This window comes from Duncaniella dubosii (genome assembly GCF_004803915.1).
Taxonomy (GTDB): domain Bacteria; phylum Bacteroidota; class Bacteroidia; order Bacteroidales; family Muribaculaceae; genus Duncaniella; species Duncaniella dubosii.
Genome location: NZ_CP039396.1, coordinates 1,458,386 through 1,471,870, shown reverse-complemented (window position 1 = coordinate 1,471,870; position 13,485 = coordinate 1,458,386). Strand labels below are relative to the sequence as shown.

The 13,485-nt window shown below is 53.0% G+C and carries 12 protein-coding genes; 6 read left to right on the top strand and 6 right to left on the bottom strand.

The annotated features are described in order from the left end of the window. The first annotated feature begins 81 nt into the window (after positions 1–81). The 6 genes from E7747_RS06410 (at position 82) to E7747_RS06385 (ending at position 7,139) form a co-directional block, all read left to right on the top strand. On the top strand, positions 82–846 hold the full coding sequence (locus E7747_RS06410) for a polyprenol monophosphomannose synthase (protein WP_123613604.1): 765 nt from the start codon (positions 82–84) through the stop codon (positions 844–846). A gap of 68 nt (positions 847–914) precedes the next feature. Continuing rightward, positions 915–1,154, top strand: a complete 240-nt coding sequence (locus E7747_RS06405) for a hypothetical protein (protein WP_136414835.1) — start codon at positions 915–917, stop codon at positions 1,152–1,154. Next, the gene (locus E7747_RS06400) at positions 1,100–2,338 is read left to right on the top strand and encodes an amidohydrolase family protein (protein WP_136414833.1); all 1,239 of its coding nucleotides are present in this window, start codon (positions 1,100–1,102) and stop codon (positions 2,336–2,338) included. The genes E7747_RS06405 and E7747_RS06400 overlap by 55 nt, the downstream gene beginning before the upstream one ends. 70 nt (positions 2,339–2,408) lie before the next feature. Next, positions 2,409–4,256 (top strand): 2-oxoacid:acceptor oxidoreductase subunit alpha, encoded by a 1,848-nt coding sequence (locus E7747_RS06395; protein ID WP_136414831.1) that lies wholly within the window; start codon positions 2,409–2,411, stop codon positions 4,254–4,256. 5 nt (positions 4,257–4,261) lie between these two features. After that, positions 4,262–5,275 carry a 2-oxoacid:ferredoxin oxidoreductase subunit beta gene (locus E7747_RS06390; protein WP_136414829.1) on the top strand — a complete coding sequence of 338 codons (1,014 nt, stop codon included), beginning with the start codon at positions 4,262–4,264 and terminating at the stop codon, positions 5,273–5,275. A gap of 520 nt (positions 5,276–5,795) precedes the next feature. Next, positions 5,796–7,139 carry an inositol-3-phosphate synthase gene (locus E7747_RS06385; RefSeq protein ID WP_136414827.1) on the top strand — a complete coding sequence of 448 codons (1,344 nt, stop codon included), beginning with the start codon at positions 5,796–5,798 and terminating at the stop codon, positions 7,137–7,139. Between the two features lie 261 nt (positions 7,140–7,400). On the opposite strand, the gene E7747_RS06380 is transcribed toward E7747_RS06385, so the two are convergent. From E7747_RS06380 to rny, 6 genes are all read right to left on the bottom strand, one after another. Then, on the bottom strand, positions 7,401–8,360 hold the full coding sequence (locus E7747_RS06380; RefSeq protein WP_136414825.1) for a fimbrillin family protein: 960 nt from the start codon (positions 8,358–8,360) through the stop codon (positions 7,401–7,403). 45 nt (positions 8,361–8,405) lie between these two features. Then, positions 8,406–9,323: a DUF5119 domain-containing protein gene (locus E7747_RS06375; RefSeq protein ID WP_123613610.1), complete on the bottom strand. Its 918-nt coding sequence runs from the start codon at positions 9,321–9,323 to the stop codon at positions 8,406–8,408. A gap of 181 nt (positions 9,324–9,504) precedes the next feature. Continuing rightward, on the bottom strand, positions 9,505–9,909 hold the full coding sequence (locus E7747_RS06370; protein WP_136414823.1) for an N-acetylmuramoyl-L-alanine amidase: 405 nt from the start codon (positions 9,907–9,909) through the stop codon (positions 9,505–9,507). Between the two features lie 91 nt (positions 9,910–10,000). Further along, a complete protein-coding gene (locus E7747_RS06365; protein ID WP_136414821.1) occupies positions 10,001–10,477 on the bottom strand; it encodes a gliding motility lipoprotein GldH in 477 nt (158 codons plus the stop codon). Further along, positions 10,477–11,904: a PSP1 domain-containing protein gene (locus E7747_RS06360; protein ID WP_136414819.1), complete on the bottom strand. Its 1,428-nt coding sequence runs from the start codon at positions 11,902–11,904 to the stop codon at positions 10,477–10,479. The genes E7747_RS06365 and E7747_RS06360 overlap by 1 nt, the downstream gene beginning before the upstream one ends. A 14-nt stretch (positions 11,905–11,918) precedes the next feature. Then, positions 11,919–13,460 (bottom strand): ribonuclease Y, encoded by a 1,542-nt coding sequence (gene rny, locus E7747_RS06355; protein WP_123613614.1) that lies wholly within the window; start codon positions 13,458–13,460, stop codon positions 11,919–11,921. Between the last annotated feature and the right edge of the window lie 25 nt (positions 13,461–13,485).

Genomic DNA, 13,485 nt, shown 5'->3' with positions numbered 1-13,485 from the left:
TTTTTCTTGATTTTATTTGTTCAGGACAAAGTTTATTCACTAATTTTGCACCAGAAAAAATCACCTATAAGGTCTGACAATATGCAGTCCGTCACGACAACTGTTGACAGTGTGGTCATCATACCCACCTATAACGAGAGGGAAAATGTTGCCGCAATCATCGAGGCAGTCTTCAGACTGTCCCGAAAATTTGACGTTTTGATTATTGATGACAATTCGCCCGACGGCACAGCGGATATTGTCAAGGAACTTCAACTTACACACACCGGCCGTCTGCACATGATTCAGCGAAAAGGCAAACTCGGACTCGGGACTGCCTATATCGCCGGCTTCAAATGGGCGCTCGAACACGGCTATGAGTACATCTTCGAGATGGACGCCGACTTCTCCCACAACCCCGATGACCTGATGAAACTCTACGAGGCATGCGCCGTCAAAGGCGCGGATGTCGCCGTAGGCTCACGCTATGTCACAGGGGTCAACGTCGTCAACTGGCCGATGGGACGGGTGCTAATGTCATTTTACGCATCGCGCTACGTCCGCATAGTCACAGGCATGCCGATCAACGACGCGACAGCCGGATTCGTATGCTACCGCCGCAAAGTGCTCGAAACCCTCCCGCTCGACCATATACGGTTCAAAGGCTACGCATTCCAGATCGAGATGAAATTTCTCGCCTATAAATACGGATTCAAGATAGTCGAAGTTCCCATCATCTTCGTCAACCGCGTGCTCGGCACATCAAAGATGAGCTCCGGAATATTCAGCGAAGGCTTCTTCGGAGTCCTCAGGCTGAAATGGTCAAGCCTCTTCAACAAATACGATCGCAAGGCCCTCAATCCTTAACTTAACACTTAATCCTTAATACTTAAACAATTGCTACCTCTGACCAACAGTTAGCGACTAATACCCCCATGTCAGTCACCCTGCTCCACAACGCCGAAATCGTAAATGAAGGCCGACGCTACAGAGGCTATGTCCTGACCGACGGCCAACTGATAGTCCGCACCGGCGAAGAATCAACCCTTCCGGCGACGGCCCTGACTCGCTCAACGCGCTCCGACAGAAAGCAGACACAGTCATCGACTGCGGGGGTGGCATGCTCATGCCCGGAGTCATCGACACCCACGTCCACTTCCGCGACCCGGGACTGACCGAAAAAGGCGACATCGAGACCGAAAGCCGGGCAGCAGTCGCAGGAGGAGTCACATCATACGTCGACATGCCAAACACGCGGCCGGCAACAGTCAGCCGCAAGGCCGTTGACGACAAAATCAAACGCGCGTCAGAGGTTTCGGCCGCAAACTTCGGATTTTTCATCGGCGCGACCAACGACAACATAACCGAACTGCTCGCTGCCGACTACTCGCAGGTGGCAGGAGTGAAACTTTTCCTCGGCTCATCGACAGGCAACATGCTTGTCGACGACAACTCGACCCTCACCCGGCTCTTCGCTGAATCGCCCGCTCTCATCGCAGTCCATGCCGAAGACGAAGCCATCATCCGCACCTCGCGCGACCGTCTGCTCGACGAATGCGGAGGCACAATCCCGGTGGAACGCCATCCCGACGTCCGCCCGCGCGAAGCATGTATCGAAGCCACCCGCAGAGCCATCGGACTTGCCCGCCGGACCGGCGCACATCTCCACATCTGCCACATCTCCACCGCCGATGAGCTGGAAATGATCAAGAAGGCCAAGGCCGAAGGTGTCAGCGTCACAGCCGAGACCTGTCCGCAATATCTCCTTTTTGACCGCAATGATTTCGACCGTCTCGGAGCGCGCATCAAATGCAATCCCGCCATAAAGGAAGCCTCCGACCGCATAGCCCTCCTGCGCGAACTCCTCCCGGGAGGATGTATCGACACCATCGCCACCGACCATGCCCCGCATCTCCTCCGGCAGAAAGAGGGCGACGCTCTGACCGCCGCGTCAGGCATGCCGATGGTGCAGTTCTCGCTCCGCGCCATGCTCGAACTGCTCGACACCGCCCCCCGGCTCGAATCCATCGGGCCTGAACGCATCGTCGAGCTAATGAGCCACAATCCGGCCCGGCTGCTCGGCATCGACCGGCGCGGATTTATCCGCGAGGGCTACTATGCCGACCTCGTGCTCCTCGACCCCGTAGACCCGTCTGTCCGCCCTGTCAAAATCACCGACAGCGATATGGCCGGACGATGCGGATGGACACCACTCGCAGGAATGTGCCTGAGCCACAACATACGCCTGACAATGGTCAACGGAGCGACGGCCTACAGCGACGGTGTCTTCGCCGCGCCCCACGGCCAACCGCTCCGCTTTGACGCAGTGGAAAAAGCCCGGAGCCAATCCGAGGCTTAAGCCGCCAACCCGAGATTTTTTCAACCATGAACAACATATAGAAAACCTTGTAACTTTAATTTCACACATTATGTTAGACAAGACCAATGTCAAGACCCTCGACAAAGTTGTGGTCCGCTTCTCCGGCGACTCCGGCGACGGCATGCAGCTTGCAGGCAACATTTTCACAAATGTATCCGCAGGGTTAGGAAACAAAGTGTCAACCTTCCCCGACTATCCGGCCGAAGTACGCGCCCCCCAAGGTTCGCTCAGCGGAGTGTCAGGCTTTCAGGTAAGCGTCGGAGTCGACGTCCACACACCGGGCGACCTCTGCGACGTGCTTATCGCCATGAATCCCGCAGCCCTCAAACAGAACATCCGCTTCCTCAAGCCAGGCGGAGTAGTGATCGTCGACATCGACTCATTCAAGGAAGCAGATCTCAAGAAAGCACTTTTCGAGACCCTCGATCCCTTCAAGGAACTCGACATCAAGGCTCAGGTAGTTGAAGTGCCCGTGACCTCGATGACCAAAGCCGCCCTCGCGGACTCCGGACTCGACAACAAGAGCATCCTCAAATGCCGCAACATCTTTGCCCTCGGACTCGTCTGCTGGCTCTTTGACCGTCCGCTCGAAGGCGCGCTCCGCATGCTCAAAGGCAAATTCGCCAAGAAACCCGCCATCTTCGAAGCCAACGCAAAGGTTATCGAAGCCGGCTACAACTACGGCAACAACATACACGCAACCGTCTCGACCTACCGCATCGAGACCGAAGAGGCCGTCCCCGGTGTCTACACCGACATCAACGGCAACACCGCCACCGCATGGGGCTTCATCGCCGCATCGGAGAAGAGCGGCCGTCCCCTCTTCCTCGGCAGCTACCCCATCACCCCTGCGACCGACATCCTTCAGGAACTCGCAAAGCGTAAGGACCTCGGCGTTAAAGCCGTCCAGATGGAAGATGAAATCGCAGGTGTCTGCTCGGCAATCGGAGCATCGTTCGCCGGACATCTCGCAGTCACCTCCACTTCAGGCCCCGGCCTCGCCCTCAAGAGTGAAGGCATCGGCCTCGCCGTCATCGCCGAACTTCCGCTGGTCATCGTCGACGTGCAGCGCGGTGGCCCCTCGACCGGTCTCCCCACCAAGACCGAGCAGACCGACCTCATGCAGGCGCTCTACGGCCGTAACGGTGAATCGCCACTTGCAGTTGTGGCGGCGTCCACTCCGACCGACTGCTTCACAATGGCTTTCGAAGCCGCACGCATAGCCGTGGAACACATGACTCCCGTCATCCTTCTCACCGACGCCTTCATCGGCAACGGATCGAGCGCATGGCGCGTCCCTGAAGCTTCGGAACTTCCCGAAATACATCCTCCGTTGCTCGCTCCCAACGCTGTCGACGAAGCATGGCAGCCCTACACCCGCAAGGACGAAGACCTCGTGCGCTACTGGGCCATCCCCGGCACTGAAGGCGCCATGCACCGCGTGGGCGGTCTTGAAAAAGACTACAACACAGGCGCAATCTCAACCGACCCCGTCAACCACGAAAAGATGGTCATGGCCCGTCGCGAAAAGATCGCCCGCATCGCCAACGACATTCCCGCACTCGAAGTCCTCGACCCGAAAGAGGCCGACACCATCCTCGTCGGCTGGGGCGGCACATACGGCCATCTCCGCACTGCCGCCGGCGAACTCTGTGCAGCCGGCAAGCCCGTGGCCTTCGCCCACTTCAACTACATCAACCCGCTTCCCGCCAATACGGAGGAAGTGCTCAGCAGCTACAAGACCGTAATCGTGGCCGAGCTCAACACAGGCATGTTCGCCGACTATCTTCAGGCCCGCTTCCCCGGTCTCAACATCAAACGCATCAACAAGATTCAAGGCCAGCCCTTCCTTGTGAGCGAAGTAGTCAAAGGTGTAACTAAAATCATGGAGGACTAATAATCATGGAACAGACTCAGTATACCCCCGCCAACTATAAGAGCAGCCAGTCAGTGCGCTGGTGTCCCGGCTGCGGCGACCACGCCATCCTCAACTCACTCCACAAGGCTATGGCCACCGTGGGTGTGCCTCCCCACATGACAGCTGTCATCTCGGGCATCGGCTGTAGCTCGCGCCTCCCCTACTACATGAACACCTACGGTTTCCACACCATCCACGGACGTGCGGCAGCCATAGCCACCGGCTTCAAGGTAGCGCGCCCCGACATGACCGTATGGCAGATTTCGGGCGACGGCGACGGTCTCGCAATCGGTGGCAACCACTTCATCCATGCAGTGCGCCGCAACATCGACATCAACATGCTCCTCTTCAATAATAAAATCTATGGTCTCACCAAGGGTCAGTATTCACCGACCAGCGACCGTGGATTCGTTTCGAAGTCATCGCCCTACGGCACTACCGAAGACCCCTTCATCCCCGCTGAACTCGTCTTCGGCGCACGCGGCAACTTCTTCGCCCGCAGCATCGACGTAGAGCTTCAGATTTCACAAGAAGTGCTCGTCGCAGCCGCCCGCCACAAGGGTGCATCGGTTGTCGAAATCCTCCAGAACTGCGTAATCTTCAACCACGGCATCCACAATTTCATCACTGACAAGGAGCACCGCGCCGAGCGCACAATCCATCTCGTCCACGGCGAGAAGATGCTCTTCGGCAAGGACAATGAAATGGGTCTCGTCCGCGACGGATTCCTGCTCAAAGCCGTGAAGGTCGGTGAAGAGGGCTATACGATGGACGATGTGCTCGTTCACGACGCCCACACTCCGTCAAACTTCCTCCACCAGCAGCTCGCCATGATGGACGGCCACGACCTCCCGCTGGCACTCGGTGTGATCCGCGACGTTGACTCGCCCGCCTACGATCAGGCTGTCGAGGAACAGGTGGCCGAAGTACGCGCCCGCAAAAACTTCAGCTCGCTCCGCGACATGGTCCTCGCCGGCGAAACTTGGACTGTGGAATAAGTCTTTCCCTGACAATCGTTCTTAATACCTTAAATTATAACACAGCCCCGTGTGACTTTGAGATGTTACACGGGCTATGTCGTTCTTTTACCATTATCGCAACTTCCACCAATACCATGAACCAATAAATTATAATCTTTTCATCCATGTAAGAATAACGGGACTATAAATTCTGTGTCATACGCAAAAAACATGCAAAGCGCTCACTGTCAAATTCTATCGACAAGTCGGGATATAAGATGGGACGAAGCTGCCACGTTAACGTTTATTGTGTTTTATATACTGATATAAGCTTATATTTATGATATATTTACCATATAGAGCTTTATTAAATGATTTTTCACAAATCATGTGGAATTTTTAAATAAAAATTATTTCACATTCGAAAAAATAGCTGTACTTTTTGGGGCTGAAATGCAGCGCACGCTTTCATCACAAACCACAGTGCGGGCATCCAAAGTCAGAAACAATTAAACATAACCTTAATAATTTACTATCAATTAGTAAGTAAACAACCATCATGACTAAATCTACTGTAAAACCCGCCAACGGTAAGCTTGGCGTACTCGTAGTAGGACTTGGAGCAGTTACCTCCACCTTCATGACCGGCGTCCTCATGGCCCGCAAAGGTCTCGCAAAACCTGTCGGCTCAATGACCCAATACGACAAGATCCGTGTCGGCAAGGGAGCAGACAAAAAATATCTCCACTATAAGGACATCGTTCCTATGGCCGACCTCAACGACATCGTGTTCGGCGCATGGGACGTTTATCCAGCCAACGCCTACCAGAGCGCTATCTATGCTGAAGTGCTTCAGGAAAAGGACATCGAACCCGTGAAGGACGAACTCGAAAAGATCGTCCCCATGAAGGCCGCTTTCGACAAGAACTATGCAAAGCGTCTCGACGGTGACAACGTGATGGGCGAGAAGACCCGCTGGGAAATGGCCGAACAGCTCCGCGAAGATATCCGCAACTTCAAGAAAGAAAACGGAGTTGACCGTGTTGTTGTCCTCTGGGCCGCTTCAACCGAAGTCTATGTTCCGGTTGACGAAAAGATCCACGGCACAATCGAAGCTCTCGAAGCTGCAATGAAGGCTGACGACAAGGAACACATCGCACCTTCGATGTGCTACGCATACGCAGCCCTCAAGGAAGGCGCACCCTTCATCATGGGCGCACCCAACACCACTGTTGACATCCCCGCAATGTGGGAACTCAGCGAGCAGACCGGCATGCCTATCGCTGGCAAGGACTTCAAGACCGGCCAGACTCTCGTGAAGTCAGGTTTCGCTCCCATCATCGGCACTCGTTGCCTCGGCCTCAACGGATGGTTCTCAACCAACATACTCGGCAACCGCGACGGTCTCGTGCTTGACGAACCCGCCAACTTCCGCACCAAGGAAGTTTCAAAGCTTTCAACCCTCGAATCAATCCTCGTACCCGAAGACCAGCCCGACCTCTACAACGCAAACTGCGGCGGTGCTGAAGAAGGCGGCCACCAAGGCTACTACCACAAGGTACGTATCAACTACTATCCCCCGCGCAACGACAGCAAGGAAGGCTGGGACAACATCGATATCTTCGGATGGATGAGCTATCCCATGCAGATCAAGATCAACTTCCTCTGCCGCGACTCAATCCTCGCAGCTCCCCTCTGTCTTGACCTCGTGCTTCTGAGCGACCTCGCAGCACGCGCCGGCCGTCACGGAATCCAGCGCTTCCTCAGCTTCTTCCTCAAGAGCCCGATGCACGACTACACCAAGGGTGAAGTTCCTGTCAACCATCTCTTCCAGCAGTACACCATGCTGAAGAACGCTATCCGCGAAATGGGTGGCTATGAGGCTGACGAAGAAATCGACTAAATATCTATCCATATTTGGCAATAAAAAGCTAAACCGTAATGAAAAAAATAACGGGCTGTCGCGACGATAGTCCGTTATTTTTTATATCATTTAGAAGATTACATCATTGATAATTGCTTTCAATATCAACGAAAGAGTCAACTGTAGGAGACCCGAATTCAATGGCACCCATTTCATCATTGGCATTTATGACCATATTGTAAATGTAGTGGCAACCGGGAATCCAGCTCGTCAACTTGCTCGTCGAGAGTGGGAATTTCATCAGGCCATCACGGTTTGTACTACCCTCAGAAATATTTTCAGGAGGAGTATTTTCATTAGGCCAAAGCTTGTCACCGGTCTTTGCATCATAGATTGACCCATGACTGTAATATATGTATCATTTCCACTTCCGTTTGATCTCCATACAAGAGGCTGAGGCATCATGTATTGCGAGCCAATTCCATCGCCATGCAAAGTAATGTCAATCGGGGTACTGGTCAACTCAATAATCTCACCTTGATCCTGAGACATGTGCAAAATATAGCCCGTACGCGTATTCTGGTCTGTCCATTTCCCAATACTATTTTCCGATACAGCTCCGGGGGTAGTCGTTTCCGATGGAATTGTCTGCGAAGTAGAGACCTTTGGGAAATTAAAATTACCACGACTCATTATATTAGTCAGTACGACGTTTGTTACTTTAACCTTCAAGTTTTCATTCGTAGAACTCATTTTAACCGTCACCTTTGATAATGCATGTCGGAAATTAAATACCACTTGAGCATTGGGTGCATCTGTATTACCTGTAAGATCAGGGCTAACAGCATAGACAATATCTTCATCTCCCGGGTAATTATAATACGGGACCGGTTTTAGAGGGCCTGATTCCCCTACCCACGCAGGAGCAAAAGCGTAGAAATCCACAGTCTGATCTGCAGGCCAATACTTTATGGGCGAATAGGTCCATGTGTTATTATCGCTTTTGGAAACGGTCACATTGTCCATAAAAAGCTCGGGCACACCATCTGTCCTGGTATAGGCATATACGTAGAAGTCCTTCAGGGTGTTGGTCGTAATATCACCGGCACGGGACGCAAGCTCCGTGTTAGCGGCAAAACGGATGGCATTTGATGCTGAGACGGAGGAGTCAATGCCTGGCGCATCATTATCAGAGCAAGAGCAAAAACCTAATACGGAGATGCCCATAGCAGCCATGAGATAGAAATGTTTATTCTTCATATAAGTAAAAATTTAAATCCGATATAACAAAACCGAGAGCTACCCTCAGGCAATGACGGAATCAGTGTTAATGTCAATAATTATTTCGTGCCATCCATCGACTCCGACCTCTATGCCGACATTGTCATCTGATGACGGAGGCAGATCGTCGCCGGGAATATCGAGCCCGTCTACTATAATAGTAACATTCCGTGGATTGGAACTGTTCAATACTTGCGAGGAGACATCTATACGTTTGGCAAAGGTTTTCCCATCGGTACGCGTGACAGTTATGATCAGCCAGTATTCATTCTTTCCGGGAATAGAACCGAAACCGGTGGTAACGCCGTTCATCTCGGAAGATTGCCGAAGAGAGGAAAGCGACAAAGACTCTCCGACAACATAGCCCGTCGCGTCACCGCTGGCAAGCTTCATAGCCGAGGCAATGCCTTCGATTGTCGCCGACGCAGAACGCACGAGCGACATTCCGTCGATGTCACGGACAATCACATTGTAGATTGTCGATTCAAGCTTCGGATAGCATCTGACGAGCCCTCGTGGACAATTCTTGCCGCATCCTTCATGGTCTGTATATTCCACCCCACAGACAGTCACATCGACGAAACCGACAGTCCCGACATAGAGCAGACCGGGAGCATAGACCAAAGCCTTTCCGGCAAAGCGGGCATTGGCGGTGAAGCTGTCGTAAGAAGAGATCTCCGAATAATCAATCCTCGGCAAATCGTTGTTGAAAGCGAGAAGCCGATAAGAGCCGAAAGGCAGTTCCACCTTTCCGCCGTCGCGGCCGGCAATGTCAAACCGCCATATGTTTCCGTCGGAATTCACCGGGAAGAAATAGAGCGTCATACCGTCGGGCATTGCATCGGGGGCGTCATTCCACATGAATCTCACGTCGATCACCCTGCCTCCGCCATCAGGACAGATTATCGCGGAATGGCTGCACGACTGCAATATCAGAGCCATCGCCGGCACGCACACGAACAAAAGTCCACATCCTGACAGACGGGGAAGTAAAGATTTAAAAGCATAAGCAAGAGCCTGATAAGCAGTATGGAGGAAATGCGGTATCAAAATGTAACAATTATTTACATTTAATAAACAATGTCAACCGCGATTAAGTTTCCGGCAGCCATCAGTATTATATTCAGCCATATTCAGCCGCAGCGTCGAAACACGGACATGCCTTGGCCGCAAATTCCCGATGGGAATGGACAGTAGCACCCGGATAGCGGGATTTAAGAGTGGCAATCAGAGATTTAAGGGCTGTCTTCTGAGCCGGTGTACGGGTGTCGGCCGGCAAACCGTCGGACGCAGAGAGACCGCCGACATAAACAACCCCGATACTGCATGAATTCCGGCCGTAGCAATGCGCGCCTGCCTCGGATTCATCTCTTCCGGCATGAACCTCGCCGTCAAGACCGACAACATAGTGATAGCCTATCGTCTGAAATCCACGGGCTTTGTGCCATAGCGTGATTTCAGCGACCGTGACCTCCTTACCGGCACGCGTAGCGGTGCAATGGACTATGATTTTTGTGATTTTTCTCATTATTTTTCCAAAGTATCAGATTATACGGCACAAAAATACGCACCTTTCCTGTGCAGAAAGGTGCGATAATGCAAAATATAACCTTGAATTTTTATCTTACGACTTCAATACCGACCTGTTCGATTCCCTGAAGGGTGTCGACGCGCATGATATGCCGCAAAGCGATAGGACGGGTAATATCAACCACTGCCGCAGGACTCACCGTCACCTCACGCTGATAGGACGCGCCGAATCCGCTTCCAAGCCAACGGCCATAGACATCGGCAAGGCGGATATCGAGAGTGTCACGCACAAGACGGTGATTATCGGTATGGTAGGTAAGCTCAAGCCATATATTGGAATAAAGGTAGGCGTTGCTATGGCGCAAAGCAACCTTGAGCGCAGCGTTTACAAGCGAATCATTGTCATGAAGGGAAGTGTCGGCAGGCAGAAGCAAAACCGTATCGGCATAAATCCAGCCCTCAGGAGAGATATTCGCCCAACGGCTGTAGTCACGCCGCCCACCCTCACACGCAGTGAGGAAGAGGATGACAAGTGACGATGCTATGTAAAACAGTAGCGAGCGCATTATTCCTTTGTGTCATTATTCTCACGAAAAGCCTTCGGGATGCGGTTGGGGCGCTGGCGCGAATCAGACTGCTGCTGAGACTTGGGCTGCTGCGACGGCTGTTCCTTTGGCTGGCGTGGCTGCTGAGAAGCGTCGTTTGTCGCGGCATCCCGTTTGCGGTCGTCGGGCTGCTGTGGCTTTTTCGGTTTGTTTTTCGGACGTGGCTTGCGTTCGCCGGGAGCATCCTGTCCCTGCTGGGCAGCCGGAGTTTTGGCAGACTCCGATTTCGGCGGCTGAACCTCCTTAGGCTGACGCTGCTCCTTGGGTTTCTCAGCCTTGGCCTGATTAGGCTGCTGAGAGGGTTCAGGAGCGGAAGCATTGGTTGCGGACGCGGACTTCTTCTTGCGTTTTTTCTTCTTAGCCTTGTCAAATCGTGTCAGATCGTCCTGCGAGGCAAGGTCTATCGGACGGCCTTTCGCTCCGGGCTTCTCGTCACCTTCACGAAGGAGACTTTCAGGCTTCTCGCCACGATGGTTCATCTCGATTACTTCAAACGCACGGGCGGCATCGATGGTCACGAGATTGGCGGCAATCTGCTTGTCGGTGGAATAGGTTATTTCCTTCTTGAAAATATCGGTCTTGAAATGATAGTAGGTATTGTCAAGTGTCTCAAGACGGATTTCACGTCCCGGCATCTGCTTCGCGCTTTCCACATAGGTGTCCACCTCAAAATTGAGGCAACATTTGAGTTTGGCGCACTGTCCGGCAAGTTTCTGAGGGTTAAGCGAGATGTCCTGATATCGGGCGGCACTCGTGCCGACCGATACGAAATTGGTCATCCAGCTCGCGCAACACAGAGGACGGCCACAAGAACCGATACCTCCGATGCGTCCGGCTTCCTGACGCGCACCGATCTGCTTCATCTCTATCCTCACCTTGAAAGTATCGGCAAGAACCTTGATGAGCTGACGGAAGTCAACGCGCTCGTCGGCTATATAATAGAATATCGCCTTGTTGCCGTCGCCCTGATACTCGACATCGCCAATTTTCATGTTGAGATGTAGCGATTCGGCAATTTTGCGGGCACGAATCATCGTGTCGTTCTCACGTGCTTTTGCCTCCTCATATTTATCAAGGTCAGCAGGTTTGGCCTTGCGGAACACGCGACGGATTTCGGCATCGGGCTTCACATTGACCCTGCGCATCTGCAGGGCGACAAGCTTGCCGGTAAGTGTCACCGTACCGATATCATGGCCGGGAGACGCCTCGACAGCCACCACATCGCCGGGGGCAAGGTCAAGATTGGTAGAATTACGATAGAAGCCTTTGCGGGTGTTCTTAAACTGCACTTCGACAATATCGAAATCAGTCATTCCTCCGGGAATATCCTCAAGCCAGTTGAAGCAATGAAGCTTTCCCCGTGGACAACGGCGGTCTTTTTCTTCCATTACGCAAGTCCTCCTTACTTAGCAAAGCTGACGGAGCGGGTCTCGCGGATGACGGTGATTTTGACCTGTCCGGGATATGTCATCTCGTCCTGAATGCGACGTGCGATCTCACTCGACAGCTTTTCGGTCTCGACATCATCAATCTTGTCTGCACCAACAATCACGCGCAGTTCTCGACCGGCCTGAATGGCGTAGGTCTTGATCACGCCGGGATATGAGAGGGCAAGCTGCTCAAGGTCGTTAAGTCGCTTGATATATGCCTCGACGATTTCACGGCGAGCACCGGGACGTGCGCCTGAAATGGCGTCACAGACCTGAACGATGGGTGCAAGGAGCGAAGTCTGCTCGATTTCGTCGTGGTGAGCACCGATGGCATTGCAGATTTCTGGTTTCTCCTTATATTTTTCGGCAAGTTTCATGCCGAGAAGTGCGTGGGGCAGTTCGGGCTCTTCATCAGGCACTTTGCCTATGTCGTGGAGCAGACCTGCGCGACGTGCTTTCTTCGGGTTGAGACCAAGCTCGGAAGCCATGATGGCACAGAGGTTTGCAGTCTCGCGAGAATGTTGCAGGAGGTTCTGGCCGTAGCTTGAACGATATTTCATCTTTCCGACCATACGGATAAGATCAGGGTGGAGACCGTGGATACCGAGGTCGATGGCCGTACGCTTGCCAGTCTCGACAATCTCTTCCTCGATCTGTTTGCGCACCTTGGCCACCACTTCTTCAATACGCGCGGGATGTATGCGTCCGTCGGCCACAAGCTGATGGAGCGCAAGACGGGCAATCTCCCGGCGGACCGGATCAAAACCTGAGAGCACGATGGCCTCAGGAGTATCGTCGACAATAATCTCGATACCGGTCGCAGCCTCAAGAGCGCGGATGTTACGACCCTCCCGGCCGATGATGCGACCCTTGATCTCGTCACTGTCAATATGGAAAACTGTAACTGAGTTTTCAATCGCGGTCTCTGTCGCAAGACGCTGGATCGACTGGACTACGATGCGCTTGGCCTCCTTGTTGGCCGTCATCTTGGCTTCGTCCATAATGTCGTTTATATAGGCGCTGGCAGCTGTCTTGGCCTCGTCTTTAAGCGAATCGATGAGTTTTTCCTTGGCTTCCTCGCTTGAAAGACCCGAGATGTGCTCAAGAGTGTCCTGCGCGGTACGGCGCAGACGGTCAAGCTCTTCCTTGCGCTGCTCGACCACCGCCATCTGGGCTTCGAGATTTTGGCGCGTCTGCTCGTTTTCGTTGCGTGCACGTGCGTTCTCGCTCTGCTGCTGATTGAGCTGTGTCTGACGCTGTTTGAGTTTGGACTCTTCGCTCTGTATACGCGAAAGGCGCTGATTGGCCTGCTTTTCGGCTTCAGTCTTGATTTTCAGCTCCTGTTCACGAGCTTCGAGAAGCTTGTCTTTCATGATGACCTCGGCTTCACGGTTGGCATCGTCGATTATAGTCTTGGCGCGAGAGCGGGCTGTGGCACGCTGCACAGCAACCAGTATCGCAATTCCGATGGCCGCTCCGATGAGCGCCGCACAAATGTAGAATAATATATCCATAAGGTTAGGAATACGGAATAAGTAT

What these genes read in the sequence shown, in the direction of transcription:
- E7747_RS06410 (WP_123613604.1), top strand. Translation starts at nt 82, where the DNA reads ATGCAGTCCGTCACGACAACTGTTGACAGTGTGGTCATCATACCCACC.
- E7747_RS06405 (WP_136414835.1), top strand. Translation starts at nt 915, where the DNA reads ATGTCAGTCACCCTGCTCCACAACGCCGAAATCGTAAATGAAGGCCGA.
- E7747_RS06400 (WP_136414833.1), top strand. Translation starts at nt 1,100, where the DNA reads ATGCTCATGCCCGGAGTCATCGACACCCACGTCCACTTCCGCGACCCG.
- E7747_RS06395 (WP_136414831.1), top strand. Translation starts at nt 2,409, where the DNA reads ATGTTAGACAAGACCAATGTCAAGACCCTCGACAAAGTTGTGGTCCGC.
- E7747_RS06390 (WP_136414829.1), top strand. Translation starts at nt 4,262, where the DNA reads ATGGAACAGACTCAGTATACCCCCGCCAACTATAAGAGCAGCCAGTCA.
- E7747_RS06385 (WP_136414827.1), top strand. Translation starts at nt 5,796, where the DNA reads ATGACTAAATCTACTGTAAAACCCGCCAACGGTAAGCTTGGCGTACTC.
- E7747_RS06380 (WP_136414825.1), bottom strand. Translation starts at nt 8,360, where the DNA reads ATGAAGAATAAACATTTCTATCTCATGGCTGCTATGGGCATCTCCGTA.
- E7747_RS06375 (WP_123613610.1), bottom strand. Translation starts at nt 9,323, where the DNA reads ATGGCTCTGATATTGCAGTCGTGCAGCCATTCCGCGATAATCTGTCCT.
- E7747_RS06370 (WP_136414823.1), bottom strand. Translation starts at nt 9,909, where the DNA reads ATGAGAAAAATCACAAAAATCATAGTCCATTGCACCGCTACGCGTGCC.
- E7747_RS06365 (WP_136414821.1), bottom strand. Translation starts at nt 10,477, where the DNA reads ATGCGCTCGCTACTGTTTTACATAGCATCGTCACTTGTCATCCTCTTC.
- E7747_RS06360 (WP_136414819.1), bottom strand. Translation starts at nt 11,904, where the DNA reads ATGGAAGAAAAAGACCGCCGTTGTCCACGGGGAAAGCTTCATTGCTTC.
- rny (WP_123613614.1), bottom strand. Translation starts at nt 13,460, where the DNA reads ATGGATATATTATTCTACATTTGTGCGGCGCTCATCGGAGCGGCCATC.